At 63.5% G+C, this 26115-nt stretch carries 24 protein-coding genes and 1 pseudogene; 15 read left to right on the top strand and 10 right to left on the bottom strand.

Annotated features, from left to right (window positions below; translation table 11 throughout):
• Positions 1–105: 105 nt before the first annotated feature.
• The 7 genes from sufA to X760_RS45210 all read right to left on the bottom strand — a co-directional run bounded on the left by sufA (position 106) and on the right by X760_RS45210 (position 7305).
• Positions 106–486 (bottom strand): Fe-S cluster assembly scaffold SufA, encoded by a 381-nt coding sequence (sufA, locus tag X760_RS45240; protein WP_006206001.1) that lies wholly within the window; start codon positions 484–486, stop codon positions 106–108.
• A gap of 110 nt (positions 487–596) precedes the next feature.
• A complete protein-coding gene (locus tag X760_RS45235) occupies positions 597–989 on the bottom strand; it encodes an SUF system Fe-S cluster assembly protein (RefSeq protein WP_023717362.1) in 393 nt (130 codons plus the stop codon).
• Between the two features lie 5 nt (positions 990–994).
• On the bottom strand, positions 995–2236 hold the full coding sequence (locus tag X760_RS45230) for a cysteine desulfurase (protein WP_023717361.1): 1242 nt from the start codon (positions 2234–2236) through the stop codon (positions 995–997).
• Between the two features lie 102 nt (positions 2237–2338).
• Positions 2339–3607 carry a Fe-S cluster assembly protein SufD gene (gene sufD, locus X760_RS45225; protein ID WP_023717360.1) on the bottom strand — a complete coding sequence of 423 codons (1269 nt, stop codon included), beginning with the start codon at positions 3605–3607 and terminating at the stop codon, positions 2339–2341.
• A 43-nt stretch (positions 3608–3650) separates the two neighbouring features.
• Complete coding sequence (gene sufC, locus X760_RS45220) at positions 3651–4406, bottom strand: Fe-S cluster assembly ATPase SufC (protein ID WP_023717359.1); 756 nt, start codon at positions 4404–4406, stop codon at positions 3651–3653.
• A 30-nt stretch (positions 4407–4436) separates the two neighbouring features.
• The gene (gene sufB, locus X760_RS45215; RefSeq protein ID WP_023717358.1) at positions 4437–5954 is read right to left on the bottom strand and encodes a Fe-S cluster assembly protein SufB; all 1518 of its coding nucleotides are present in this window, start codon (positions 5952–5954) and stop codon (positions 4437–4439) included.
• A gap of 187 nt (positions 5955–6141) precedes the next feature.
• The gene (locus tag X760_RS45210) at positions 6142–7305 is read right to left on the bottom strand and encodes a cysteine desulfurase family protein (RefSeq protein ID WP_023717357.1); all 1164 of its coding nucleotides are present in this window, start codon (positions 7303–7305) and stop codon (positions 6142–6144) included.
• A gap of 273 nt (positions 7306–7578) precedes the next feature.
• On the opposite strand from X760_RS45210, the gene X760_RS45205 reads away from it, so the two are divergent.
• Together X760_RS45205 and X760_RS45200 are read left to right on the top strand one after the other, a co-directional pair.
• Positions 7579–8253 carry an alpha/beta hydrolase gene (locus X760_RS45205; protein ID WP_023717356.1) on the top strand — a complete coding sequence of 225 codons (675 nt, stop codon included), beginning with the start codon at positions 7579–7581 and terminating at the stop codon, positions 8251–8253.
• A gap of 12 nt (positions 8254–8265) precedes the next feature.
• A pseudogene (locus X760_RS45200) lies at positions 8266–8944 on the top strand (FMN-binding negative transcriptional regulator).
• Positions 8945–8985: 41 nt separating this feature from the next.
• Here the strand turns inward: X760_RS45200 and X760_RS45195 are convergent.
• Positions 8986–9318 (bottom strand): lipid-A-disaccharide synthase N-terminal domain-containing protein, encoded by a 333-nt coding sequence (locus tag X760_RS45195; protein ID WP_023717355.1) that lies wholly within the window; start codon positions 9316–9318, stop codon positions 8986–8988.
• A complete protein-coding gene (locus tag X760_RS45190) occupies positions 9311–10039 on the bottom strand; it encodes a glycosyltransferase family 2 protein (RefSeq protein WP_031193510.1) in 729 nt (242 codons plus the stop codon). Before X760_RS45190 ends, X760_RS45195 begins: the two co-directional genes overlap by 8 nt.
• Before the next feature lie 456 nt (positions 10040–10495).
• On the opposite strand from X760_RS45190, the gene tyrS reads away from it, so the two are divergent.
• On the top strand, positions 10496–11749 hold the full coding sequence (gene tyrS, locus X760_RS45185; RefSeq protein WP_023717353.1) for a tyrosine--tRNA ligase: 1254 nt from the start codon (positions 10496–10498) through the stop codon (positions 11747–11749).
• A gap of 385 nt (positions 11750–12134) precedes the next feature.
• Here the strand turns inward: tyrS and X760_RS45180 are convergent, their stop codons facing one another.
• Positions 12135–15512: a DUF3971 domain-containing protein gene (locus tag X760_RS45180; protein WP_023717352.1), complete on the bottom strand. Its 3378-nt coding sequence runs from the start codon at positions 15510–15512 to the stop codon at positions 12135–12137.
• Between the two features lie 96 nt (positions 15513–15608).
• On the opposite strand from X760_RS45180, the gene X760_RS45175 reads away from it, so the two are divergent.
• The 12 genes from X760_RS45175 to X760_RS45125 all read left to right on the top strand — a co-directional run bounded on the left by X760_RS45175 (position 15609) and on the right by X760_RS45125 (position 26098).
• Positions 15609–16076, top strand: a complete 468-nt coding sequence (locus tag X760_RS45175) for a peroxiredoxin (protein ID WP_023717351.1) — start codon at positions 15609–15611, stop codon at positions 16074–16076.
• 138 nt (positions 16077–16214) lie between these two features.
• Positions 16215–17498, top strand: a complete 1284-nt coding sequence (locus X760_RS45170) for a M23 family metallopeptidase (protein ID WP_023717350.1) — start codon at positions 16215–16217, stop codon at positions 17496–17498.
• A 224-nt stretch (positions 17499–17722) separates the two neighbouring features.
• Positions 17723–19159: an FAD-binding oxidoreductase gene (locus tag X760_RS45165; RefSeq protein WP_023717349.1), complete on the top strand. Its 1437-nt coding sequence runs from the start codon at positions 17723–17725 to the stop codon at positions 19157–19159.
• A complete protein-coding gene (locus X760_RS45160) occupies positions 19156–19896 on the top strand; it encodes a FadR/GntR family transcriptional regulator (RefSeq protein WP_023717348.1) in 741 nt (246 codons plus the stop codon). The genes X760_RS45165 and X760_RS45160 overlap by 4 nt, the downstream gene beginning before the upstream one ends.
• Positions 19897–19898: 2 nt before the next feature.
• Positions 19899–20336 (top strand): VOC family protein, encoded by a 438-nt coding sequence (locus tag X760_RS45155; RefSeq protein ID WP_023717347.1) that lies wholly within the window; start codon positions 19899–19901, stop codon positions 20334–20336.
• 90 nt (positions 20337–20426) lie between these two features.
• On the top strand, positions 20427–21455 hold the full coding sequence (locus X760_RS45150; RefSeq protein WP_023717346.1) for an ABC transporter substrate-binding protein: 1029 nt from the start codon (positions 20427–20429) through the stop codon (positions 21453–21455).
• Complete coding sequence (locus X760_RS45145) at positions 21455–22228, top strand: ABC transporter ATP-binding protein (RefSeq protein WP_023717345.1); 774 nt, start codon at positions 21455–21457, stop codon at positions 22226–22228. The genes X760_RS45150 and X760_RS45145 overlap by 1 nt, the downstream gene beginning before the upstream one ends.
• On the top strand, positions 22225–22980 hold the full coding sequence (locus tag X760_RS45140) for an ABC transporter permease (protein WP_023717344.1): 756 nt from the start codon (positions 22225–22227) through the stop codon (positions 22978–22980). Before X760_RS45145 ends, X760_RS45140 begins: the two co-directional genes overlap by 4 nt.
• Positions 22981–23091: 111 nt before the next feature.
• A complete protein-coding gene (locus tag X760_RS45135) occupies positions 23092–23931 on the top strand; it encodes an ROK family transcriptional regulator (RefSeq protein ID WP_348633205.1) in 840 nt (279 codons plus the stop codon).
• Entirely contained in the window at positions 23928–24257 is a 330-nt protein-coding gene (locus X760_RS79040) for a hypothetical protein (RefSeq protein ID WP_245278532.1), read from the top strand. Before X760_RS45135 ends, X760_RS79040 begins: the two co-directional genes overlap by 4 nt.
• A complete protein-coding gene (locus X760_RS45130; protein ID WP_023717343.1) occupies positions 24254–25018 on the top strand; it encodes an ATP-binding cassette domain-containing protein in 765 nt (254 codons plus the stop codon). Before X760_RS79040 ends, X760_RS45130 begins: the two co-directional genes overlap by 4 nt.
• A 39-nt stretch (positions 25019–25057) precedes the next feature.
• Entirely contained in the window at positions 25058–26098 is a 1041-nt protein-coding gene (locus X760_RS45125; protein WP_023717342.1) for a sugar ABC transporter substrate-binding protein, read from the top strand.
• Positions 26099–26115: the final 17 nt, after the last annotated feature.

The following is a 26115-nucleotide window of genomic DNA, read 5'->3' as shown; positions in this document are numbered from 1 at the left end:
CGCTGGCGCCAGCCTCTTCTCCCATCGGGGAGAAGGTGGCCCGAAGGGCCGGATGAGGGGGCCTCCCCGTATGCGATTGCCGCCGGGAACGGCGAAGGAAAAGCCTTAGGCCGAAGCGCGCGCCTCGGCCAGTGCCTTCAGATCGGCAGGCTTCAATTCGACCGATTCGCCGCAGCCGCAGGCCGAGCTCTGGTTCGGGTTGCGGAAGGTGAAGCCGGTGCGCAGCGTCGTCTGCTCGAAATCCATCTCGGTGCCGAACAGGAAAAGCGCTGCCTCAGGCGCGACATAGACGTGGGCGCCGTCGCGCTCGATATGATCGTCCTTAGTGTTGGGCTCGGTCACCAGGTCGACCGTATATTCCATGCCGGCGCAGCCGCCCTTCTTGATGCCGAGGCGAATGCCATGCGCATTCTCACGGGTCGCGACGATCTCGCGCACCCGGTCGGCAGCCTTTTCGGTCATCGTGATGACGGCAAAGCGTCCCATTCTTTCCTTCTCCATTGCGCGCAGGTTCAAGGTCTGCCGAATGATTCCTCACCTAAAATGGTGAAGTTTTGTACCCGGCGCAAGTGCGCCAGCCTTTGGCTGGTCGGATGCTAGTACCACCCCACCGCTACCTGTGCCTCTTCCGACATGCGGTCGGGCGACCAAGGCGGGTCGAAGGTCATGTTGACCTCGACGCCGGAAACGCCTTCGACGGCGCCGACGGCGTTTTCGACCCAGCCCGGCATTTCACCGGCCACCGGGCAGCCCGGCGCGGTCAGCGTCATGTCGATCTTGACCGAGCGGTCGTCCTCGATGTCGATCTTGTAGACGAGGCCGAGCTCGTAGATGTCGGCCGGGATTTCGGGGTCATAGACCGTCTTCAGCGCCGAGACGATGTCGTCTGTCAGCCGCGCCAATTCGTCGGCGGGGATTGTCGATCCGGAAACCGCCGCATTGGTCGTCGTTTCCGAATTGGTCTCGGCGGTGTGGCTGGCATCATCCATGGTCGTCACCCGAAGAACTTTCGCGCCTTTTCCAGCGCATCGGCCAAAGCATCGACTTCGGCCCTGGTATTGTACATGCCGATCGATGCCCTGCATGTGGATGTTACGCCGAAGCGTTTCAACAGCGGCTGGGCGCAATGCGTGCCGGCGCGGACGGCCACGCCTTGCCGGTCGATGACCATCGACACATCATGCGCGTGGATGCCCTGCAGCTCGAACGAGATGATGGCGCCCTTGCCAGGCGCATCGCCGAAGATGCGCAGCGAGTTGATGGCGCGCAGTTTTTCATGCGCATAGTCCTTCAGATCGGCCTCATAGGCGGCGATGCGCTCGCGTCCGATCTTTTCCATGTATTCCAGCGCCGCACCCAGCCCGATCGCCTGGACGATCGGCGGCGTGCCGGCCTCGAAACGGTGCGGCGGGTCGTTGTAGGTGACGATGTCTTGCGTCACCTCCTCGATCATTTCGCCGCCGCCCATGAACGGGCGCATCCGCTCCAGAATATCCTTCTTGCCGTAGAGCACGCCGATGCCCGACGGGCCATAGACCTTGTGGCCGGTGAAGACGAAGAAATCGCAGTCGAGATCCTGCACGTCGATCGGCATATGCACGGCGCTCTGGCTGCCGTCGACCAGCACCGGAATGCCGCGGGCGTGCGCAATGCGCACGATCTCCTTGATCGGCGTGACCGTGCCCAGCGCATTTGACATATGGGTAATGGCAACCAGCTTGGTGCGGTCGGTCAGCCGTTTTTCGAATTCCTCGATGTGGAAGACGCCGAGATCGTCGACCGGCACCCAAACCAGTTTTGCGCCCTGCCGCTCGCGGATGAAATGCCACGGCACGATGTTGGAGTGGTGCTCCATGATCGACAGCACGATCTCGTCGCCTTCGCCGATATTGGGCATGCCGAAGCCATAGGCGACGGTGTTGATCGCCGCCGTGGTGTTCGAGGTGAAGACGATGTTGTCGGTGCTCGGCGCGTTGAGAAATCTCTGTACTATCTTGCGCGCGTTCTCATAGGCGTCGGTCGCGGCGTTCGACAGGAAATGCAGGCCGCGATGGACGTTGGCGTATTCCTGGGAATAGGCGTGCTGGATGGCGTCGAGCACAGCCTGCGGCTTCTGCGCCGAGGCGCCATTGTCGAGATAGACCAGCGGTTTGCCGTAGACTTGCCGCGACAGGATCGGGAAGTCGCGGCGGATCGCCTCGACGTCGTAGGGAATGTTTTCGACTTTCTGGTCCATCACAAGCTCTCTTGAGGCATCGCCTCATTCCGTCCAGCACCCCTCATCCGACCGAGCTTCGCTCGGCCACCTTCTCCCACAAGGGGAGAAGGAAGAAGCGCTCTACCCGTGCGTCAAAAACCAATCGTCGAGCCGTCGTTCCAGCGCCTCGACGATGGCCTCGTCGTCCAGTTCCTCGATCACTTCGGCGACGAAGGCCTTGACCAGCAGGCCGCGCGCGGTCTTCTCGTCGATGCCGCGCGCCATCAGGTAGAACAGATGGCTGTGGTCGATCTCGGTGACGGTCGCGCCATGGCCGCAAACGACGTCGTCGGCGAAGATTTCAAGCTCCGGCTTGGTCGAAAACTCACCGTCGTCCGACAACAGCAGCGTGTTGCAGGCCATCTTGGCGTTGGTCTTCTGCGCATATTGGTGGACGTTGATGCGACCCTGGAAGACGCCGCGCGCCTTGCCGGTCACCACGTTGCGGATGACTTCGGTCGAGGCGGTGTGCGGCACGCCATGGTCGAGCACCATGGTGACGTCGGTATGGGTGTCGCCGGCCAAAAGATTGATGCCGCGCAGTGTGAAGTCGGCGCCCTCGCCGGTCGTCCTCACGACGACCTCCTGGCGCACCAGCTTGCCGCCGGCATTCATGACGAACAGCGTCAGTTTCGAATTCTTGCCGAGATGCGCCTTGAACTGGGCGAGATGTGTTGCCGTATCCGGCTGCTCCTGCACGATGAGCCATGTCACTTCGGCGCCCTCGCCAAGCACAAGCTGGCTGACCGAGCTGACCAGCGCCGCCCCCTCGCCCGCCTGGCGCTCGACGATGACAGCCTTGGCGCCGGCACCGACGCGGACGGCCAGGCGTACATGCGTCTGTCCACCGGCCTGCAAATTCTGCAGCTCAAGCGGCTTTTCCAGTTCGGCACCGTCGGCGATGTCGACGAAATAGCCGTCGGCGACAAAGGCGGTGTTCAGCGCGCCGATCGCGTCATCGGTGCCATAGGGATCCAACCCCGGCGCGATGCTGCCGTCGGTCAGCTTCTCCGACAGGCGCTGTACGGCGACGCCTTCGATATCGGGCAGTTTCGCGCTCGAAACCCCGTTCAGGACCGGCAAAACCGAGGAGTCTTCGACGATCGGCGCAATGGCTTTCGCGACCGCTGCCGGATCGAAGTCCGGCACCGAGGTCAGCAGCCGGCGCAGGTCCGTATAATGCCAGGATTCGATGCGCCGCGTCGGCAGGCCGCCCTTGATCGCCTCGATGGCGTCGTCGCGCTTCAGCATCACCGCGCCGTCGCCGGGCAGCAGCGACAGCCGCTCGCCAAAGGCGTCGATCAGCGCCGTTTCGGCCAATGTTCGCTGGGGTGTCGTGTGCATGTTCATCAGTATCGCCTTGTTTGGCTTGCCTTCCGGGCCTGCTGGCATCTCACGCGGCTTGCCCGATCACGCCGGCATAGCCATTGGCCTCGAGGTCGAGCGCCAGCGACTTGTCGCCCGACTTGATCACCTGGCCTCTGTAGAGCACGTGCACCGTATCCGGCACGATGTATTGGAGCAGGCGCTGGTAGTGGGTGATGACAACGATGGCCCGGTCCGGCGAGCGCAGCGTGTTGACGCCGTCCGCGACGATCTTCAGCGCATCGATGTCGAGGCCGGAATCGGTCTCGTCGAGGACGCACAGTTTCGGCTCGAGCAGCTTCATCTGCAGGATCTCGGCGCGCTTCTTCTCGCCGCCGGAAAAACCGACATTGAGCGGCCGCTTCAGCATCGCCATATCCATGTTGAGCGAGGCGGCCGCTTCCTTCACGCGCTTGAGGAATTCCGGGATCTTCAGCGGTTCCTCGCCGCGCGCCTTGCGCTGCTCGTTCATCGCCACTTTCAAAAATTCCATCGTCGCCACGCCCGGTATCTCCATCGGATACTGGAAGGCGAGGAAGATGCCGGCGGTTGCGCGCTCGGCCGGATCCATTTCGAGGATCGACTGGCCGTCATAGAGGATATCGCCCTCGGTGACCTCATAGTCCTCGCGGCCGGCGAGGATATAGGACAGCGTTGACTTTCCCGAGCCGTTGGGACCCATGATAGCAGCAACCTCGCCGGCCCTGACCGTCAGGTTCAGGCCGCGGATGATCTCGGTGCCGTCATCGACGATGCGGGCGTGCAGGTTTTTTATCTCAAGCATTTTTTCTTTTTCCTGAAAATTCTTATCCGGTCAGCCGACCGAGCCCTCGAGGCTGATGCCGATCAGCTTCTGCGCCTCGACCGCGAATTCCATCGGCAGCTGCTGGATGACGTCCTTGACGAAGCCGTTGACGATCAGCGCGATCGCCTCTTCTTCCGGGATGCCGCGCTGCATGACGTAGAACTTCTGGTCGTCGGAAATCTTCGAGGTGGTCGCCTCATGCTCGAACTGCGCCGTCGAATTCTTGGCTTCCATGTAGGGCACGGTGTGCGCGCCGCACTGGTCGCCGATCAGCAGTGAATCGCAGTTGGTGAAGTTGCGGGCGTTGGTCGCCTTGCGGTGGGCCGAGACCTGGCCGCGATAGGTGTTCTGCGAAAAGCCGGCGGCAATGCCCTTGGAGATGATGCGGCTGGACGTGTTCTTGCCGAGATGGATCATCTTGGTGCCGCTGTCGACCTGCTGATAGCCGTTGGAGACCGCGATCGAATAGAACTCGCCGCTGGAATCGTCGCCGCGCAGGATGCAGCTCGGATATTTCCAGGTGATGGCCGAGCCGGTCTCGACTTGCGTCCACGAAATCTTCGAGCGATGGCCGCGGCAGTCGCCGCGCTTGGTGACGAAATTATAGATGCCGCCCTTGCCCTCGGCGTCGCCGGGATACCAGTTCTGCACCGTCGAATATTTGATCTCGGCATCGTCGAGCGCGATCAGTTCGACCACCGCCGCATGAAGCTGGTTCTCGTCGCGCTGCGGCGCCGTGCAGCCTTCGAGATAGGAGACGTAAGCCCCCTCCTCGGCGATGATCAGCGTGCGCTCGAACTGGCCGGTGTTCTTCTCGTTCATGCGGAAATAGGTCGACAATTCCATCGGGCAGCGCACGCCCTTGGGCACGAAGACGAAGGAGCCGTCGGTGAACACGGCCGAATTCAGCGTCGCGTAGAAATTGTCGGAGGTCGGCACGACCGAGCCGAGATATTTCTTGACCAGTTCCGGATGCTCGCGGATCGCTTCCGAGATCGAGCAGAAGATGACGCCGGCCTGCGCCAGCTCCTTCTTGAAGGTGGTGACGACGGAGACCGAATCGAACACCGCGTCGACAGCGACACGGCCCGACTTGTAGACATTGTCGCTGGCTTCTTCGAGCTCCGAGGCATCGGTCTTCTGCACGCCGGCGAGGATCTCCTGTTCCCTGAGCGGAATGCCGAGCTTCTCGTAGACCTTCAGCAGTTCGGGATCGACGTCGCTGAGCGAGGTCGGTCCGGGCGTGCTCTTGGGCGCCGCGTAATAGTAGAGGTCCTGAAAATCGATCTTGGGATAGTGGACGCGCGCCCATTTCGGCTCGTCCAGCGTCAGCCAGCGGCGATAGGCTTCCAGGCGCCATTCCAGCATCCAGGACGGCTCGTCCTTCTTCGCCGAAATGAAGCGGATAATGTCTTCGCTCAGGCCCTTGGGGGCCTTGTCCATCGCGATTTCGGTCTGGAATCCGTATTTATACTGGTCGACATCGATCTTTCGAACTCGATCGATCGTCTCCTGCACAGCAGGCATCAGCGTTCTCCATCCACGCCGGGGTCAAGGCCCGGCAGTTTTCAAACTATGGCACCGCAAGCGAGCACCCCTGGGCACCCGAAGTGGCGTAAGTTTCATATAGTGCGTTCATGCCGGAAATTCACCCGGCCAAATGCGAACGCACGGCTCTACCAGGCCGTAAGGCCCAAATGTCACGTTGCCGCGCTCAGGCGGCCTTTTCCCTGTTTGCCCGCCGCGCGACGATCGTCGCCAGCGCCGAACGGAACAGCTCGATGTCTTCAGCGCCGGTCGCGTGACCGATCGACACGCGCAACGCGCCAAGGCTGTCGCCATAACCCATGGCCTTCAGCACGTGACTAGGCCCGACCTTGCCCGATGAACAGGCCGATCCGGCCGACAGCGCCACACCGGCCAAGTCGAAGGCGATCTGCGCCGTCTCGGCCTTGATGCCGGCAATAGCGAAGAATGTGGTGTTGGCAAGCCTTGGCGCGCCGGTCCCGAAGAATTCGGCATCCGGAACCAGCGTTTTCACGATCGCCTCGATTTCGTCGCGACGTTGCCGCACCGCATCGATCGTTTGCAAGCCGGCAAGCGCCTCACGCGCCGCCGCGCCAAACCCGGCAATCGCCGCCAGGTTTTCGGTGCCGCCGCGATGGCCCTTTTCCTGGCCGCCGCCGCTGACCAGCGGCTTCGGCATCATCAAGTCCGACGCCGCGACAATGGCGCCGACGCCCTTGGGGCCGCCGATCTTGTGCGAGGAGAGAATCAGATAATCGGCGTAACCCGTTGACATATCGAGCGGAATGCGGCCGGCCGCCTGCACGGCATCGACCACCAGGATGCCACCCGCCGCCTTGACGATTTCAGCAATGCGGCCAACTGGCTGGATCACGCCGGTCTCGTTGTTGGCGGCGTGGATGGCTACCAGCGGCAAGCCGTCGGCCTTGTCATGCGCACCGAGCGCTGCCGCCAAGGCGTCGAACCTGACGATGCCATCGGCGTCGACGCCGATCCGCGTCAGCTGCGCGGCCGGGAAGCGCCCGCCATTCAGCAGGCAAGGATGATCGGCCTCGGACACGTAAAGCCGGCTCATGCGGATGGCGCCGCGCCCCATATGCCAGTCCGGCGTCAGCAGCGTCGAGGCCGCTTCCGTAGCGCCGGAGGTGAACACGACATGCTCTGCTTTGGCGCTGACCAGTCGTGCCAGGTCGCGCCTAGCATCCTCGATCAGCCGCCGTGCAGCGCGGCCCTCGGCATGGACCGAGGACGGGTTGGCGGCGACGTCGAGCGCAGCGACCACGGCCGCGCGCGCCGAGGCAAGCAGCGGCGCGCTGGCGTTGTAGTCGAGATAGGCGCGTGCTCCGGCCATTTCCGTCCAACTGGTCCCTTCAAAAGCCGTTTCGCGAAGATAGCGCGTTATTTCCTTGAAATTGCAAGGCAAGACGTCCTATTTACGCGGCTTGCGGCGCGGGTGGCCGAGCCACAATTTTTTGGCCGCCCAGTTTTGAACAATTCTAAACTAGCTTCTAGAAAGACGCTCGCCCTGCGTCAAGGCCTAGGGAAGACTGGGGCCTATGGAAGACTGGGGCCAGAGGAAGAGTTGTTCCGGGCGCCGCGCAGTTTATGCCAAGTGGAGTATTTCATGCCTGAGGTCATTTTCACCGGTCCGGCCGGCCGCCTGGAGGGTCGCTATCAGCCCTCGAAGGAAAAGAGCGCGCCGATTGCCATCGTCCTGCACCCGCACCCCCAGTTCGGCGGCACGATGAACAACAAGATCGTCTACGACCTCTTCTACATGTTCCAGAAGCGCAATTTCACCACGCTGCGCTTCAATTTTCGCGGTATCGGCCGCAGTCAGGGCGAATTCGACCACGGCACCGGCGAGTTGTCTGACGCCGCCGCGGCGCTCGACTGGGTGCAGTCGCTGCATCCAGATTCCAAGAGCTGCTGGGTCGCCGGCTATTCGTTCGGCTCGTGGATCGGCATGCAGCTCTTGATGCGCCGGCCCGAGATCGAAGGCTTCATCTCGATCGCGCCGCAGCCCAATACCTATGATTTCTCGTTCCTGGCGCCATGCCCGTCGTCCGGCCTGATCATCCATGGCGACGCCGACAAGGTCGCGCCGCCCAAGGACGTACAGGGCCTGGTCGACAAACTGCACACGCAAAAGGGCATCACCATCACCCAGAAGACCTTGCCCGGCGCCAACCATTTCTTTGCCAACCATGCCGAGCTTCTGATCGAGGAATGCGCGGACTATCTCGATCGCCGGCTGGCCGGGGAACTGTCCGACCCACGGCCGAAGCGGCTGAGATAATCGGGAACGACGATGTACCAGCCGCCTCATTTCCAGGAAACCCGGCAGGATGTCCTGCACGGGCTAATCCGGGCGCATCCGCTTGGCCTGCTGGTCTCGAATGGCGCCGAGGGGCCGGTCGCCAACGCGATTCCCTTCCTGCTCGNTCCTGCTCGACGCCCCCTCCCTGCTCAACGAGGAAGTGCCGCCGAACGGCAGGCTACGCGCCCATCTAGCCAGGGCCAATCCGCAATGGCGGCTTTTGGCCGACAATCCCCTGTCGCCCGTGCTGGTCGTCTTCCAGGGCGCGGACGCCTATGTGACGCCGTCCTGGTACGAGACCAAGCGCGAAACCGGCAAGGTGGTACCGACCTGGAACTACGCCATCGTCCAGGTGCGCGGCATCGTTACGGTGGTCGAGGACCAGGATTGGCTGGCTGAGCAGATTTCCGATCTGACAATGTCGCAGGAGGGCAATCGCGCGACGCCGTGGGCGGTGACCGACGCGCCACCACCCTTCATCCAGTCGCAGATCAAGGGCATTGTCGGCCTGGAAATCGCGATCACCGAAATCAACGGCAAATGGAAAGTCAGCCAGAACCGGCCGGCCGCCGACCGCATCGGTGTCGCCGAGGGGCTCGAGAGCGAAGCTGCCAGTTCGGCCGACATGGTCCGGCTGGTAAGATCCTACGGCGGGCTGGACAGCAAGTAATCTGGATTGCTTGCTCGACCGGTTTAGGGCCGGAAGCGGGCTCAATCGACCTTCGTCATCGCCGCCTTGCGCTCGTTGGCGATCAGCCAGAGATTGCGGATATAGATCAACAGGCCCATGGCCTGGCCGGCGATGAACACCGGATCCTGACGCTGGATGGCATAGACCAGCAGCAGGCCGCCGCCGAACAGCGAAAAGAACCAGAAGGCGATCGGCACGACACTGCGCTTCGCCTTTTCCGACGCCACCCACTGCACCAGAAACCGCATGGTGAAGAAGAACTGGGCGACGAAGCCGAGCAGTACCCAGGCATCGAATTGCTTGACGAAAACATCGTGAAGCCAGGTCGCCAATTCCTGAAGCACGTTACCCATGCGTGATTTCCTCTACTTTGGGCATTCTGCGGCGCCTGCGGCGCAGCCACCAGACACCGGCAAGATCGAGCACGCCCTGCAGGCCGCGATCGAAGATGCCGTAGTTCGATTTGCCGTGACGGCGGGAGCGGTCGACGACGTCGCAATGAACGACGCGGTAGCCCTCCTGGATGACCAGCGCCGGAACAAAGCGGTGGGTGCCGTCGAAGAACGGCAATTTCCTCAAAATGTCGGTGTGGATCGCCTTGAGGCCGCAGCCGGTATCCCGCGTCTCATCGTGCAGGATGGCCTTTCTCAGCCCGTTGGCGAAACGCGACGCCAGCTGCTTGATCTTGCTGTCGCGGCGCTTCAGACGCTGTCCCTGCGCAGCTCCGACGTCGGGACCAGCCTGCCGGAGCGCGTCGATCAACACTGGGATATAGCCGGGGTCGTTCTGGCCGTCGCCGTCGATGGTGGCGACGATATCGCCGCGCGCTGCCCAGGCGCCCGAGCGTACCGAGAGCGACTGGCCGGCGGATTTCGCATGCCTGAGGTGGCGCAGCGGAAACGCGCGAAGCGCTGCCTGAGCGGCAAGGACCGAAGGCGTGTCGTCGGTCGAGCCATCGTCGACGACGATGACCTCGAAGTCGCGCCCAGCCATGGCAGCGCCGATCTCGTCGAGCAGAAGCGGCAGGTTCGCCGCCTCGTTCCGGCAAGGAATGACGATGGATATCTCCGGCATCTCGACTCTGTCACAGGATATGGCATTCGATCGATGCCGCGCGGTCCAGCGGATGAGGCCCGCTGGTGCGGCGCCTCATTACGCCAGCCGAAACGAGGACGCAAGCAGGCGCGCCGGAAGTGAAGGATGATCGCTTCAGGTTTGGATGGCCTCTCACGTTACCCGTTCCGGGGAGAGCCGCTTGTCTCGCGACGCGCGGCTCTCCCTTCTTCCCTTGTGAGAAAGTGCGCCGAAGGCGACGGATGAGGGGTGCTCCAGCTTGGCACCACCGCGCTCTGTCCAGCACCCCTCAACCGTCTTGGCGCTGCGCGCCAATCCACCTTCTCCCACAGGGCGAGAAGGGAAGAGGGCGCGCTATAACCGGATTCCACTTTTGCTGATCGCGCTTGAGTGCTAAACGCCCGCCTTCATGCATAGCCGAGCCACGTTCGGCCGGAAGCCTTTCAGGAAAGAAAAATGTCCGCCTTCAAATCCGATTTCCTGCGCACGATGAGCGAGCGCGGTTTCATCCACCAGACCTCGGACGATGCCGCCCTCGACCAGCTTTTCGCCACGGAAACGGTGAGCGCCTATATCGGCTTCGACGCGACCGCCAGGAGCCTGCATGCCGGGTCGCTGATCCAGATCATGATGCTTTACTGGCTGCAGCAGACCGGCCACCGGCCGATCGCTTTGATGGGCGGCGGCACCTCAATGATCGGCGATCCGTCGTTCAAGGACGAGGCGCGCAAGCTTTTGACGCCGCAGGACATCGAGGACAATCTGGCCGGCATCCGCCGCAACTTCATGCCCTACCTCAAATTCGGCAGCGGCCCCAACGACGCCGTCATGATCAACAATGCCGACTGGCTGATGGATATCAACTACGTCAATTTCCTGCGCGATGTCGGCAGGCATTTTTCGGTCAACCGCATGCTGGCCTTCGATTCGGTCAAGCTCCGGCTGGACCGCGAGCAGTCGCTGTCGTTCCTCGAATTCAACTACATGATCTTGCAGGCCTACGATTTCGTGGAGCTCTACAAGCGCCTCGGCTGCCGGCTGCAGATGGGCGGCTCCGACCAGTGGGGTAACATCGTCAACGGCATCGATCTCGGCCACCGCATGGAAGGCGCGCAGCTTTATGCGCTGACGACGCCGCTGCTCACCACTTCGTCCGGCGCCAAGATGGGCAAGTCGGCCTCGGGCGCGGTCTGGCTCGATGCGGAGATGTTGAGCCCGTACGAGTTCTGGCAATATTGGCGCAATACCGAGGATGCCGATGTCGGCCGTTTCCTGAAGCTCTACACGACCTTGCCGCTCGCCGAGGTCGCGCGCCTCGAACGGCTCGGCGGCTCGGAGATCAACGAGGCCAAGAAGATCCTCGCCACCGAAATCACCGCCATGCTGCATGGCCGCGAGGCGGCGGAGGAGGCCAGCGAAACGGCGCGCAAGACATTTGAGGAAGGCGCGCTCGCCGAAACACTGCCGACCGTCGAGGTGGGCAGGGCCGAGCTCGAAGCCGGCGTCGGAATATTGTCGCTGTTCGTCACCGCCGGGCTGGCTGGGTCAAACGGCGAGGCGCGGCGGCATATCCAGGGCGGCGCCGTGCGCCTCAACGACCAGCTCGTTGCCGACGATCGCAGGATGGTGACGCTGCAGGATATGGGCCTGGAAAATGTCGCAAAGCTGTCGCTCGGCAAGAAGAAGCACGTTCTGGTGCGGCCGGTTTGACGCGCAACCGTTGGTGCCGGCGGGACAGCGCCCCCCTCTGTCCTGCCGGACATCTCCCCCACAAGGGGGGAGATCGGCTTTCGCGCCGGCTTTCGCCAATCTACAACGTTGCAGGAAGAGCGCAGCGTGGAAGCTGCCAATCTCCCCACTTGTGGGGGAGATGTCCGGCAGGACAGAGGGGGGCGCGAAGGATCACTACAGAGCGTCGGTGTCCACCCGCCTACCCTGCCCGCCTNCAAAGCTGTCGCTCGGCAAGAAGAAGCACGTTCTGGTGCGGCCGGTTTGACGCGCAACCGTTGGTGCCGGCAGGACAGAGGGGGGCGCGAAGGATCACTACAGAGCGTCGGTGTCCACCCGCCTACCCTGCCCGCCTACCCTGGCCGCCTCAACGATACTCGAAGATCGACCGGAATATCCCGGGCGCGATCACGGATAGCGGATTTACCTCCAGGTTGGGCTTGTTGGCGTTGCCCTTGAGCCTGTAGGTGACGCCGATCAGGCCGCGGTCGCGGCCGTTGCCGAGCAGCGCGCCGATCAGCGGCAGTTCGCCGAAGATGCGGTTTACGCCGTAGGCCGGCATGAACGTGCCGGTGATGTCCATATTGTTGTTCTGGTCGTAGAGCGTGCCCTGGAAGGTGGTGCCGATGCGCGAGCCGCGCAGCACGCCGTTGCGCAGCTTCAGATAGCCGCTGCCCTTCTCGATTTCGCTGAAACCGCGCTCGAACTTCACCCTCGACGTGTCGAGATTGCCTTTGACCGCCTCGTTGAGGCTACGGCTGTCGCCAGCCGGCGTCGTCGACACGATCGAGGCGAGCTTCGGCTCGTTGACGATAAAGAAGTTCTTGGCGTCGACCTGGCCTTTCATCGGCCCGTCGCCGGCCCCGGTGAGTGCCAGCGTGATCGAGCCGCCTTCCATGTGCTCGTAGATGTTGAGGAAGCGCAGTATGGCACCGGCATCGGCCGACTTCATGTTGAGCGCGCGCAGGCCGCCGCCGGTCGTATTGCTGATGGTGATAGCGGCTCCCGAATCTGCCGTGGCGCTCACCTTGAGCCCGTTCACCCTGGAGCCGGCGGCGCTGTAGTCGAGCTTCAGATTCGATAGCACCTCGTCATGGAAGCCGGTCAGGGAACTGACGTCGGCGCTGACCGAGATCGTATCGACGCCGGTGGTCTTGGTGGCGGTGTCGACGTCGGACGTGAATTGCTTGATCAGCGAGCGTGCGTCCAGCGCGCTGCCGCTAACCTCGACCGCATAGGCCTTGCCCGACCGCTTCACCGAGACGGCGACGTCGTCGCCCCTGTTCAACGTGACCTTGCTGAACCGGGCCGAGGACAAGGCGCCGTTGACCAGCACCGCGCTGCCGTCGATGGAGAAGGTCTTGCCGTCGAGTTCGAAATTGGACAGCGTCGTGGTGTCGCCGGTCTTCGCCATGGCGAAGGTGACCTTGGCGGGGATGCCGGGGCCCTTGCTCCAGCCGGCCCAGGGAATGTCCAGCCTGGCATTGGTCAGGTCGGCCGACACGTTCTGGTTGCCGGTGCCGCTCTTGTCGATCGCCACCTTGATGGTTCCGGAAAGCAGCGTCGACAGGCCAGGCATGGCGGTGGCGCGGGTCTTGTCGTCGAGCACCAGCGCTACTTTACGACTGCGCGGCGGGCCGCCATCCCTGAGCGGCTCGATCAGGTCGAGCTCGGCCGGAATGCCGTTGAGCAGCGCCTTGGCCGAGATCACCGCCCGGTCGGGTGCGACGGTGATCGAGCCGTCGGCATGGCTGACCGTCTGGCCCTCGAACGGCTTGGCCAGCGACAGGTCCTTGTAGTCGAGCGCCACCAGCCAATCGAGTTTGGAGGAGTCGACGCCGGACTGCAGCGGAATATCGGCCTTGACGTGGCCGGTCACCGTGCCGGACAGGTCGTCCGGCAGCAGGCCGACATGGCGCATGGCGTTGATCGGGTCATAAGATGCCAGTTCGGCGATCGCCGGCGCCTCGCCGGCGACATCGATGTCGAGCGCGCCGATCACCGGCGGATGGTTCGCCGCCTTGACGGTGAGCGTGCCGTTGCTTGCCGCCACGGTACGGCCGCTCGGCATATAGACGCTGCCCGAGGACAGCGCGACGTCGACGTCGTTGCCGTGGAAGCCGACGACGCCGACGGCATCGCGGATCGGCGGAATACGGCCGGCCGTGTCGAAGCGCGATCCTTCAACCTGGAATCGGCCGAAGACTTCATCGGCGGAAAGCGGCACGCCGTTGCCGAGCCGTCCGGGTACGACCTGGAATTGCAGGCTGCCATCGACGACGCGGCCGCCGAACAGGTTCTTAAGCACCCACAGCCTGGCATTGCGCGCCGAAAACCACGGCCATAATTGCTTGACGTGCGAGACCGGCATGTCGTGGACATTGAGCGCCACCGAAATGCCCGGCGCCTGGTTGGCGACGAATGAAACCGAAGCCGTGCCCAGCACTTCCCTGCCCGGTCCGGACCGGACGCCGATCTGCTCGGCGACCAGCTTTTGGCTCGTCGGCTGGTAGATGCCGGCAATACGGGCAATGAAGCTGAGCGCCGGTTCCGGCGAATCCGACGGCGCCAAGGTCGAACCGTCGCTGGTCAGGTCGTAGCGATAGGATGGCTCCTCGCCCGCTGTGCCGGTCGCCGGCTTCGGCCCGATCGAACCGGCAAAATCGAAGGTCGAGCGGCCGGTCTTCACCAGCAATCCGTCGACCTGGATCTTGTTCGAACCGGCGACGAGCGTTGCATCGAGATCGACGTCGGCCGGAAGCAGGCCGCGCGAACCGAGATCGAGCACCGATCCGGTCAGCGACAGGGCAGCGGTCAGCCGCGAGCCGTTGTCGCCGGCCGCTTCCGACCCCGCCAGCTTCAAGGCGATTGCGCCCAATTTGCCACCTGCAGCCGCAGTGTCGGCGTCGGCCGCCTGGATGCTGGCGTCCAGCGTGGTGATGCGTCGCGTCGCCGGATCGCGGGTGGCGGAAGCGGCGATGGTGAGCGCCCTGCCGTCGACATCCGCGTCGGATGAAAACTCCATGCTTCCCGGTCCCGACTGCGACACGGAGGCGTCGGCGATGGTGACCGACTTGACCGATCCGGTCTCGGGCAGTACCAGCTCGACGTTGCGCAGATCGATCTGGCGCACCGAATCCTCGCGCACCGCATCGAGCGCGCGGTTGACGTTGGCGAAGACGGCGACGGAAAGTTTTTCCGGATCGATGAGACCGTCCTGGTTGCGCAGCCCGGCCGTCCAGTCGCCGCCGGACGGCATTGCCGCCATGACGATGTGCGCGTCGGAAATCCGGGCGCTGGTGAGCCGCACCTCGCCCGAAAGCAGCGGGATGAGCCGGATGCCGAAGCGGACCCGGCCGGCATCGGCCATCGGTTTGCCGTCGGCGGTCTTGAGGCTGACGTCGCTGACCTGCAGCGCAATGAAGCTCGACCCGTCAAGCGTCAGCCGGGCCGGCCCGACGGCAACATCGACATCGAAGCCGGCCAATTTCTCGATTGCCGTCTCGGCTTCCGCGCGAAGCCGCTCCGAGCCGAAACCGGACACGCCGATCGCATAGACACCGGCCGCAGCCAGCAGCACAAGGGCGACGAGGCCGGCAAACAGCCGCGCCATCAAACGAACGCCGCGACCGATCGACGCCTGGCCGAGCGGCGGGACGCGGCACGCGGACGGAAAGGTTCCCAGGTCGGTGATCTCGTCACGCCTGAACCTGATCTTCTCGTGCTGCGGTAGCTCCTGATCCACGCAATCTTCCGTTGAAACGAATTCGATCGTGGACGAATCCCCGCTCGACATTATATCGATGCAGCCTGGCGCGTAACCTCAAACAAGGGCATCGGTATGGCTGACCTCGACGTGGGCGATGTTGCGCCGCAATTCGATCTTCCGCGCGACGGCGGCGGTTCACTCAGCCTCGCCGCATTGCTGGGAAAACCCATCGTACTCTATTTCTACCCACAGGACGACACCACAAGCTGCACCAGCGAGGCGATCGGCTTTTCGCAGTTGAAGCCGGAATTCGAAAAGGCCGGCGCTGTCGTCATCGGGCTGTCGCCGGACAGCGTCAAGAAGCACGACAAGTTCAAGGCGAAATACGATCTGAGCATCGACCTGGTCGCCGACGAAGAGCGCAAGGTGATCGAGGCCTACCATTTGTGGGTCGAAAAGAAGCTCTACGGCCGCATTTATATGGGCGTCGAGCGGGCGACGTTCCTGGTCGGCCGGGACGGACGCATCGCCAGGATCTGGCGTAACGTCCGCGTCAAAGGCCACGCCGAAGCGGTGCTGGAGGCGGTTCGCGCCCTTTGAGAGCTGCGGCACGCCGCTGCAATTCGATGCCCGTTTTGCGCGAATACCTTTGCCCGTCGTTCGGTCCGGCAAAACTTTGTTAACCCTAATAATGTGTAATCAGGCTCGTCGTTGGTGTCGTAACGAAAGCTTGGTCCCGTGAACGTAGCCAGTCAGTCAGCGGTCTTCGGCAGACGCAGAGAGCCCCACACCGTCATCATCGCCCGGGGCGACCAGATAAGGCATTTCACCATACGTCCGTGGCTGGCCGCATTTTGCGGCTCGGCGCTGGCGGCGATCGTCATTGGCTACCTGCTGGCGACCTCTTATCTGGTGCTGCGCGACGACCTGATCGGCGCCACGACGGCGCGGCAGGCGCGCATGCAGCAGGCCTATGAAGACCGCATCTCGGCATTGCGCGGCCAGGTCGACCGCATCACCAGCCGCCAGCTTCTCGATCAGCAGCTGATGGAAACCAAGGTCAGCGAGTTGCTGGAACGGCAGAGCCAGCTCAGCCTGCGTCACGGCCGCCTCGGCCCGATCCTCGAACGAGCCGAAAATGAGGTCGCAACGCCGCCCGTGCCGACGGCAAAGCCGGACGAACACGCCGACGCGACCGGCAGCATCGCCCAGCCGATGGCCTACTCCGTCGCCAGCCTTGCTGCCCCCCTTGCCAGCAACGACACCAGGCCGTTCTCGCTGTGGTCGACCCGCGCCAATCCGCTGCCGAGCGAAAGCGCGGCCGACCGGGCAGACAAGCTCTTCGTTTCGATCAACAACTCGCTGAAGACCATCGAGAGCCAGCAGCTCACCCGCATCGCGGCACTTGCCGACAATGCCTACAAGAGCGCCGACGCGATCTCGCAGGCGCTCGAGGCCGCCGGCCTGCCGGTCGACAGCGAATTCGAAAAGAGCGATGTCGGCGGCCCGCTGATACCGCTCGACAGTTCGTTGGTCTTTGACAGCAAGGTCAAGGAGTTGGACGAGGCGCTTGACGCGCTGGATCATCTGAAAAAGGAGGCGCGCCGGCTGCCGCTCGCCAACCCCGCCCCCGGCCATAGCGTCACCAGCCCGTTCGGCGTGCGCACCGACCCCATCCTCGGCACGGCCGCCTTGCATTCCGGCATGGATTTCAGGGCGCCGGTCGGCATGCCGGCCAAGGTCACGGCAGCCGGCGTCGTCGTCAAGGCCGGCTGGAACGGCGGCTACGGCCGCATGGTCGAGGTCGACCACGGCAACGGTTTTGTGACGCGTTACGGACATCTCAGCAAAATCGACGTCGCCGTCGGCCAGAAGCTCGATGCCGGGGACATCATCGGCAAGACCGGCAACAGCGGCCGCTCGACCGGCCCGCATCTGCACTACGAGGTTCGCCACAATGGCGAGGCGATCGACCCGCTGCGGTTTTTGACCGTCGGCAAGAAGGTCGAGCGGTATCTCTAGGAGCCGGGCTGCTCCTCAGACGACCCAGCAATTGAGCGGCATCGGGCCGGCGCAGCCAGGCCAAGGCGGCCTCACCTAAGTATCCTCGGGCGATCGCCCTTCGCTCTATTCTCCCCAGCAAACATTCGGCTCCAGCCCTTGAGGGCCTCTGCCCCACAGCGTTGACTCCGACGCAGTTGTAGGATGATATGTATAAGCCTATGCCTTAGTCCAGCAGGCTTGTAATGACCGTTCATGGTATCCCGCCTGAAATTCTGAATGCTCTGGAGGGCGCTGTCGGACAAAGCGGCGTGACCGCCGACGCTGCCGGCATGGCGAAATACCTTTTGGACTGGTCCGGGGATCATCGCGGCGGAGCCCTTGCGGTGCTGAAGCCTGCTTCCGTCAGCGAAGTCCAGGCTGTGGCGCGGCTCTGCGGCACGCTCGGGCTCGGAATCATCCCACAGGGCGGGAACACGGGGCTGGTGGCGGGTGCAATCGACATCGACTCCCGTGGCGCGGTGGTCGTCAGTCTGGAGCGGTTGAACGGCATCCGTCTCGTCGACGCCGACAATTTCGTCCTGCAGGCCGATGCCGGCTGCATCCTGCAGCACATCAAGGATGCGGCAGAAGCAGAGGATTGCCTGTTTCCGCTGGCGCTCGGCGCGCAGGGAAGCTGCCAGATCGGCGGCAATGCGGCCAGCAATGCCGGCGGCACCAACGTGCTGCGCTATGGCATGGCGCGCGATATCATCCTCGGCCTCGAAGTCGTCCTGCCCGACGGCGAGTTGTGGAGCGGCTTTTCCGGCCTGCGCAAGGACAATCGAGGCTACGACCTGAAGCAGCTCTTCATCGGCAGCGAAGGAACGCTCGGCATCATCACCGGCGTCGAGCTCAAGCTGTTTCCGAAACCGGCCCGGGTCGAGACCGCTTATCTCGGTCTCGTTTCGTTCGAAGCGGCCATCACCCTGTTCCGGCAGGCTCGCCGGGCCTCATCCGATCTGATTTCGGCCTTCGAGATCATTGGATCGGAGTGCATCGCGCTCGCGCGCTTGATCGATGCCGACATCGTTTCGCCGGTCGAAGCTCCCGTCCACGTGCTGATCGAACTCTCCGCAAGTGCTACGGTCGATCTGCGCTCCATGCTGGTCGATTTCCTGGCCGGAGCCATTGAGAGCGGTCTGGTTGCCGAGGCCGTCCTTGCTGAAAGCGTCGCACAGGCCAGGGCCTTCTGGGCGATCCGCGAAGGGCTGGTCGAGGGCCAGGCAAGACGCGGCTACCATGTGCGCACCGACCTTGCGGTCAGGATATCGGACATCCCTGCCCTCATCGATCAGGCCCGCCAATTCGTGGCGCTGGAACATCCAGGCTGGCTGCCGCAGGCCTATGGCCATGCCGGCGACGGCAACGTCCATTTCAACGTCCTGCCACCGCTTGGGCTCGCCGAGGGGGAAGCTCGTGCCCAGGGCGCGGAGATCACTGCCGGACTCTACCAGATCGTCGGCGCGCTTGGCGGGTCGATCAGCGCCGAGCACGGCATCGGCCGCACCCGTCATCGCACTTTCTGGGCCGGCCTGGCGCCTGCCCATCGCCGGCTCGTCACGGCGCTCAAAACAACGATCGACCCTCAGGGATTGATGAATCCCGGCTGCCTTCTGCCATCGACGGAGACCTTTCCATGAAGCAAAGACTGGCCGCTATCGGCACGGTCGAGGCGCTGCCGCATCGCGTCGCCGCGTTCCTCAGCCGCGAGATCGAATCCGGCGAGCTCAATCCGGGCACGCGGCTGCCGACCGAGCAGCAGCTCTCGGAAAAATTCGGCGTCAGTCGCAATGTGGTGCGCGAGGCGATCGCTCAACTCAGGGCTGATGGCATGATCGAAGCCCGGCAAGGCGTCGGCGCCTTCGTGCTGGCGCCGGAGCAGCGCGCCTCGATCCGGATCGATGGCGAGGCGCTGAAAGCGACCGGGAATATGGAGCGGCTGTTCGAGCTGCGTTGCATACTGGAAGCCGAGTCAGCTGCGCTCGCCGCCGAACGGCGCCGGCAGGAGCACCTCGACGCAATCAAGGCGGCGCTAGACCGGATGAGCGGCGAGGAGCGCTGGGAAGAAGGCAGCATCGACGCCGACCTTTTGTTCCATCGCGAGATCGCACGGGCGACCGGCAACAATTACATCCACACCTTTATCTCCTTCGTTTGCGAGCAGATCCGCCGCTCGATCCACTACGCGCGCCTCACCAATCCGCTGCACGACCTGGTCGAAGTCAATGTCGGGGAGCATGTGCGCATCTACGAGGCGCTGGTCGCGGGCGATCCCACGGCCGCCGAGGCGGCGATGCGCGCCCACATCGTCGGCGCCGCCGACCGCGTCGGCGTCAAATTGCCAGCATCGCGCGCCGCGCACAGCACAGGGAGGTAGCCATGCCGGTCGGAGGCGCATATGCGATTTCGGACGTCTGCCTGCTCGTCGAAAATATCGAGCGGACGGTTGAATTCTATGTCGAAAAACTCGGCTTCCGCCTGCGGCGTCGCGCCGAGGGCTTTGCCGACTTTCATGGCGAGGGCGTCACGCTGGCGGCGTGGGAGATCGATCACATCAACCGGCACACCGGCGTCTCGAAGTTGAGGTCGCCGCGCCAGGCGCACAAGGTCTGCGTGGCGGTCAGGCTAGACGCGCCCGGCGAGATCGACCGGCTCCATGGCGAACTGGCAGCCAAGGGCGTGCCCTTCTACGGCCCGCCGGAGGATTATGTCTGGAACGCGCGCTGCGCATATTTCACCGATCCCGACGACACGCTTTGGGAACTATACGCCTGGCTCGACGGCGGCCCCGGCGACTATCACGACGAACAGCCGTAGACGACGCCGCGCCACGGGAACGGCGCGCAATGAAGAGACGAGAACGTCTTGCAACAGGAGCGAAAAATGAGTGGGAACAGAGACTACGACATGAACCGCCGCAGCTTCGTGAAAGCCGGCTTCGCCGCCGTCGCGGCAGCTTCGGCCGGAATGCAGCTCGTGCTGACGCCGGGCGCCAAGGCTGCCGGAAAGGTCGTCATCCAGTATGATTGGCTGATGTCCAACGGACAGATCGGCGACATCGCAGCCGTCGCCAACGGCTATTTCAAGGAGGTGGGCCTCGAGGTGGAATTCAGCCCGGGCGGTCCCAATGCGGCGACAGTGCCGCCGGTGATTTCGGGCGCCGCACAACTCGGCCAGTTTTCCGAAACGCCGCAGCTCTACGCGGCGCGTGCCAGCGGCGTGCCCGTGAAGATCATCGCCTGCGGCTTCCGCACCGGTCCCTATGCCTTCACTTCGAAGCCTGCCAAGCCGATCCGCGGCGTGGCCGATCTCAAGGGAAAGAAGATCGGCATCCAGCCGACGGCGCGCTTCGTCATCGATGAGATCCTGGCCAAGAACGGTATTGATCCGTCCGAGGTCACCGTCGTCAATGTCGGCTTCGACAAGGCGCCGCTGGTGCGCGGCGACGTCGACGCGATTGGCGGATGGATCACCAACACCCAGGCGCTGAGCGTCGTCGGCGACGACCGGATCGATCTTCTGGTGCGCGATCTCGGGCTGAACTCCTATGCCGACGTCTATTTCGCTACCGACACAGCGATCGAACAGGATGCGGAAATGCTGGCGAAATTCATCGGCGCCGTCGCCAAGGGCTGGGGCTGGGTGCACGCCAATCCGCAGGAAGCAGTCAAGAAGATGGTCGAAGCCTATCCGGAAATGGACCTTGGCTGGGAGCAGAAGACGATCAATCTGGTGCTGAAACTCTCCTTTGACGGTGCAACCGCCAAGGACGGATGGGGAACCTTCGATCCCGCATCGATCGAGGAGCAGCTGGCGCTGCTGGACAAGGTCGGCCAATACCCGAACGGCCGGCCCGCGGCAGCCGATGTCTACACCACCAAGGTACTCGAATTGTCGGCCGCCGACCGACCCAAGCTCGACGCGCCCGCGGCTTGATGGCGAACGCGATCGAGGCCCGCAGGCTGGATGTCGGCTATAGCGGCCGGCAGCCGGTGGTGAAAGTGCTCTCCGGTCTCGACCTGTCGGTCGAGGCCGGCTCCTTCCTGTCGATCCTTGGACCTTCGGGATGCGGCAAGTCGACGTTCCTCAGGGTGGTGGCCGACTTGCTCGATCCGCTCGGCGGCTCGATCAGCGTGCTTGGCGACACACCGCATGCTGTCCGTTCGCGGCGCGATGTCGGTTTCGTCTTCCAGGACTCGACCCTGCTGCCCTGGCGCACCGTGCGCGACAACGTCCGCCTGCCGCTCGATGTCGGACAAGGCCGGCTTACCCGGACAATAGACGATCGAACCGACGAGCTGCTTGATCTGATGGGGCTTGCCGGGTTCGGTGAGCGTCTGCCGCACCAATTGTCCGGCGGCCAGCGCCAGCGCGTGGCGATCGCCCGGTCACTGCTCGGGCAACCCAGGCTGCTTTTGATGGACGAGCCCTTCGGTGCGCTGGACGAGATCACCCGCGACCGCCTCAACGACGAGCTTTTGTCGTTGTGGCGGCGCACCGGCGCGACCATCCTTTTCGTTACTCATTCGATCGCCGAAGCCGCCTATCTCGGAGAACGGGTCATCGTTCTCGCCGCCAATCCGGGCCGCCTGGCCAGAGACCTCGACATGCGGCCGTTCAAGCAGGCAGGCAACCGCTGTTCGCGCGAGGATCCGGCGATCGTTGCCGCGATGGCCGAACTGCGCGGCGCGCTGGAACAGGCCTCATGAGGCAGGCGCCCTTGCCATCGGCGCTGGCCGTCGCCCTGCCCGTTTTTGGCGCGGCCTCGATCCTGCTCGCCTGGCAGTTCCTGTTGCCATGGCTCGGCGTGCCGGCCTATATCGTACCGACGCCGACGGCCATATCAGGCGTGTTCCGGAAGAGTCTTGCTTTGCTACTCAGCAATCTCTGGCCGACGCTGATCGAGGCGCTGGCGGGATTTGTCATCGGCAATTTTGCCGGTGTGCTGCTGGCGGTGCTGTTCGTGCACAGCCGCATCCTGCAGGCCGCCTATTTTCCGATCGTGCTGTTCTTCAACACCATTCCCATCCTGGCGCTGTCGCCGATCATCATCCTGATCTTCGGGCTCGGCATGACGCCGAAGATCGTGATCGCGGCGGTGATCTGCTTCTTCCCGACGCTGGTCAACATGATTCGCGGGCTGGACTCGGCCAGCGACAACGAGCACGAACTGTTCCGGGTGCTATCGGCTACGCGCTGGGAGATCTTCTGGAGCCTGCGCCTGCCAAGAGCATTGCCGATGCTGTTCTCCTCGCTGAGAATTGCTTCGGCCACGGCCGTGATCGGCGCTATTGTCGGCGAGTGGATCGGGTCGGATAAGGGCCTCGGCGCGCTCATCATCCAGGCGACCTTTAACTATCAGTCGGACCGGCTCTATGCGGCAATCGTGCTGTCGTCGTCCTTGTCGATCGCGATGTTCGCAATCGTGGTTCTGCTGGAGCGCCGTGCCATCCGCTATTGACCATTCCGTCGAGCGGCCATCCGCCAGGCGCGGGCTGTAAATTTATTTTTGAATTCCATTTGACTGAATAAATCTTCAGTGCCAGTCTGGCCTCTCTCGAGGGCGCAAGGCATGGCACTGCGGGGAACCAATCAGGAGTTCGGGCGGCCGTATAATCGGCGCATCGTGCTCGAATCCATCCGCCTTCACGGGCCGATCGCCCGCGGCGACATTGCCAGGCGGGTCGGGCTCACCGTGCAGACGGTGTCGACCATCGTTCGCGAGCTGGAAGAGCACGGTTACGTGCTGTCGCTGCGCGAAGAGCCCAAGGGGCGCGGCCTGCCCCCGGCAACGCTGCGGATCAATCCGGAAGGCGGCTATGCCGTCGGCATTCACGTCACCCCGCTGGGCATCAATGCCGCGCTGATCAACCTCAGCGGCGATGTCATCGAGAGCAGCTACCGCGAGGCCCCAAATGCAACGCCCGACCACGCCTTCGAGCTGATCGGCGCCATGGTACTCGAATTGACAGCACTGCGGCCCGGTGGCCGCGTCCTCGGCATCGGCATGGCGTTGCCCGGGCCGTTTGGCGTGGAGTCCATGAGCTTTGTCGGTCCGACCACCATGACCGGCTGGAAAGATGTGGCGCTGCGCGAGCGGCTGGCCGCCTCGACCGGGCTGCCGGCCTTTTTCGAAACCGACATGGCGGCGGCTGCCATCGGCGAGCGCCTCTATGGCCTCGGCACGGCCTATTCCGAATATTACTATCTCTATTTCGGTGTCGGCCTCGGCGGCGTCATGGTGCATGACGGAGCCGCATTGCGCGGCGCCTGGGCAATGCCGGCGAAATCGGCCACATTCCCGTGGTGCCGGGCGGCGAGCCCTGCCCGTGCGGCAATCGCGGCTGCCTCGAACGGTATCTTTCGCTCGAGGCGCTGCGGCGCCGCAACGTCGCCGACGCCGACTGGGTGAGCGAGATCGCGCCGATCTTCCGCAACGCCATCACCATCATCGAAAACCTGTTCGACCCCGAAACCATCATCCTTGGCGGGCTGGCGTCCACCGACCTGCTCGAAAGACTGGCCGGCGCAGCTGCGCACCTGCCCAACTCGGTCTCGGCGCGAAGCGACCGCACGACGCCCCGCGTCAGCGTCGCGCGCGGCGGCCAGCATGCGGTGTTGCGCGGCGCCGCAGCGCTTGCCGTCTCAGGGGTGCTTTCGCCACGCTTCGGCCAGATCTTCACCGCCGAACGCGAACGCGGGCGGGATCTCTTGCATAACAAGGGGATCGCGGCATGAGCGAACCGCTGCTGGTGCTCGATAACGTTGCCAAGAATTACGGTGCCATCGAAGCACTGAAAGGCATCAGCTTTTCTATCGGCAAGGGCGAAGTGGTGGCGCTGCTCGGCGACAACGGCGCCGGCAAATCGACGCTGGTCAAGATCATTGCCGGCGGGCTCGAGCCGACCTCCGGCCGCATGCTGTTCGAAGGCAAGGAATTCCTCGCCAAATCCCCCGCCGAGGCCAAGGCCGCGGGGATCGAGACCGTCTACCAGGACCTGTCGCTTTGCACCAATGTCGACGTGGTCGCCAATTTCTTCATGGGCCGCGAGATCACCAGGAAGGTTCTCGGCATTCCGGTGCTCGACGAGCGCGCCATGGAGCAGGTGGTGCAAAAGGCGTTGGCCAGCGCCGGCACCCGCATTCCCTCGCTTCGCACCAATGTCGAGCACCTCTCCGGCGGTCAGCGGCAGGCCATCGAGCTCAACCGGTTCGTGCATTTTGGCGGCAAGTTGGTGCTTCTCGACGAGCCGTTCGCAGCGCTCGGCGTCGAGCAGACGCGGCGCGGCCTCGACATGATCCGCCAGGTGGCGAGCCAGGGTATCGGCGTCGTCATCATCACCCATATCATGCAACAGGCCTTCCAGGTCGCCGACCGGATCGTGGTGATCCGGCAAGGCGTCGTGGCTGGCGATGTCGCACGCAACAAAACAAGTCCCGACGCGGTGATCAACATGATCACCGGAGAGACGCTTGCCGGTGCCGGACCGGCGAGCTGAGGGACAAATGAGGGGTCCGGCGCAAGAGGAGCGAACGACATGAAGAAAATACTTCTTTCCGTCTTCGGTATCCTGGCACTGGCCTTTGCCACGCTCACGCCGGCATTCGCTCAGTCCAAGGGCACCGTCTACTACATGGTGCCGACACTGCTCGATGAGTTCCAGACCGGCTCGGTGAGCGCGCTGGAATTGTTCCTGAAGCAGGTCGGCTACGAGATGAAGACGCTGAACGCCGACAATAAGACCGACGCTCAGCAATCGCAGATGAACGACGTCATCGCGCTCAAGCCGGCGGCGATCATCCTTGCCGCCGTCGATTTCAATGCGCTGAAACCGTCGATCGAGGCCGCCCGTGCCGCCGGCATCCCGGTCGTCGAGTTCGACCGCCAGATCACCTCGACGCCGTCCGACTTCACCTCGGTGGCCGGAACCGTCGAGATCGGCTACGTCGCCGCCGACCAGGCGCAAAAACTCCTGACCGCGAAGAACGGCTCGGTGAAAGGCAAGATCCTGCAGGTGCTCGGCGATCCGGGCGATCCCTATACGCTCGATATCCAGAAGGGTTTCGAGGAGAAGATGAAGGCGTTCCCGGACGTCAAGATCATCTCGCTGCCGGCCATGCAATGGGCGGCGGATGCAGCCGGGACCATCGTCAACGACCAGCTGCTCGCCAACCCCGACATCGACCTGATCTTCAGCCACGCCGCGCATCTTTCGGTCGCTGCCGTCGCCTCGCTCGAGGCCGCCGGCAAGAAACCGGGCGACCTCATGCTGATGAGTTCGAACGGCGCTCCGGTCGGCCTCGACCTGATCCGCAAGGGCTGGCTCAATGTCGAAGTCGAGCAGCCGCTCTACGCCCAGGCCGCGGCGGTCGCCATGTTCATGGACAAGGTGGTCAACAAGCAGGAGATCAAGCCCGGCGAATATGATGTGCTTGGCCTGAAATCGACCCTGACCAAGGAAGCGTGGGGGCCGAACATCAAGATCCCCGGCGCTGCGATCACCAAGGAAAATGTCGATAACCCAGCCTTCTGGGGCAACATGAAGCCGCCGGCCGAAACCATAAAGCCGGTCGAATAGCGAACTCGCCAGAAGCT

It is taken from the genome of Mesorhizobium sp. LSHC420B00, from assembly GCF_000503055.1.
In the GTDB taxonomy this organism is placed as follows: domain Bacteria; phylum Pseudomonadota; class Alphaproteobacteria; order Rhizobiales; family Rhizobiaceae; genus Mesorhizobium.
This window is presented reverse-complemented; position numbering and strand designations above follow the sequence as displayed.

What these genes read in the sequence shown, in the direction of transcription:
- sufA (WP_006206001.1), bottom strand. Translation starts at nt 486, where the DNA reads ATGGGACGCTTTGCCGTCATCACGATGACCGAAAAGGCTGCCGACCGG.
- X760_RS45235 (WP_023717362.1), bottom strand. Translation starts at nt 989, where the DNA reads ATGGATGATGCCAGCCACACCGCCGAGACCAATTCGGAAACGACGACC.
- X760_RS45230 (WP_023717361.1), bottom strand. Translation starts at nt 2,236, where the DNA reads ATGGACCAGAAAGTCGAAAACATTCCCTACGACGTCGAGGCGATCCGC.
- sufD (WP_023717360.1), bottom strand. Translation starts at nt 3,607, where the DNA reads ATGAACATGCACACGACACCCCAGCGAACATTGGCCGAAACGGCGCTG.
- sufC (WP_023717359.1), bottom strand. Translation starts at nt 4,406, where the DNA reads ATGCTTGAGATAAAAAACCTGCACGCCCGCATCGTCGATGACGGCACC.
- sufB (WP_023717358.1), bottom strand. Translation starts at nt 5,954, where the DNA reads ATGCCTGCTGTGCAGGAGACGATCGATCGAGTTCGAAAGATCGATGTC.
- X760_RS45210 (WP_023717357.1), bottom strand. Translation starts at nt 7,305, where the DNA reads ATGGCCGGAGCACGCGCCTATCTCGACTACAACGCCAGCGCGCCGCTG.
- X760_RS45205 (WP_023717356.1), top strand. Translation starts at nt 7,579, where the DNA reads ATGCCTGAGGTCATTTTCACCGGTCCGGCCGGCCGCCTGGAGGGTCGC.
- X760_RS45195 (WP_023717355.1), bottom strand. Translation starts at nt 9,318, where the DNA reads ATGGGTAACGTGCTTCAGGAATTGGCGACCTGGCTTCACGATGTTTTC.
- X760_RS45190 (WP_031193510.1), bottom strand. Translation starts at nt 10,039, where the DNA reads ATGCCGGAGATATCCATCGTCATTCCTTGCCGGAACGAGGCGGCGAAC.
- tyrS (WP_023717353.1), top strand. Translation starts at nt 10,496, where the DNA reads ATGTCCGCCTTCAAATCCGATTTCCTGCGCACGATGAGCGAGCGCGGT.
- X760_RS45175 (WP_023717351.1), top strand. Translation starts at nt 15,609, where the DNA reads ATGGCTGACCTCGACGTGGGCGATGTTGCGCCGCAATTCGATCTTCCG.
- X760_RS45165 (WP_023717349.1), top strand. Translation starts at nt 17,723, where the DNA reads ATGACCGTTCATGGTATCCCGCCTGAAATTCTGAATGCTCTGGAGGGC.
- X760_RS45160 (WP_023717348.1), top strand. Translation starts at nt 19,156, where the DNA reads ATGAAGCAAAGACTGGCCGCTATCGGCACGGTCGAGGCGCTGCCGCAT.
- X760_RS45155 (WP_023717347.1), top strand. Translation starts at nt 19,899, where the DNA reads ATGCCGGTCGGAGGCGCATATGCGATTTCGGACGTCTGCCTGCTCGTC.
- X760_RS45150 (WP_023717346.1), top strand. Translation starts at nt 20,427, where the DNA reads ATGAACCGCCGCAGCTTCGTGAAAGCCGGCTTCGCCGCCGTCGCGGCA.
- X760_RS45145 (WP_023717345.1), top strand. Translation starts at nt 21,455, where the DNA reads ATGGCGAACGCGATCGAGGCCCGCAGGCTGGATGTCGGCTATAGCGGC.
- X760_RS45140 (WP_023717344.1), top strand. Translation starts at nt 22,225, where the DNA reads ATGAGGCAGGCGCCCTTGCCATCGGCGCTGGCCGTCGCCCTGCCCGTT.
- X760_RS45135 (WP_348633205.1), top strand. Translation starts at nt 23,092, where the DNA reads ATGGCACTGCGGGGAACCAATCAGGAGTTCGGGCGGCCGTATAATCGG.
- X760_RS45130 (WP_023717343.1), top strand. Translation starts at nt 24,254, where the DNA reads ATGAGCGAACCGCTGCTGGTGCTCGATAACGTTGCCAAGAATTACGGT.
- X760_RS45125 (WP_023717342.1), top strand. Translation starts at nt 25,058, where the DNA reads ATGAAGAAAATACTTCTTTCCGTCTTCGGTATCCTGGCACTGGCCTTT.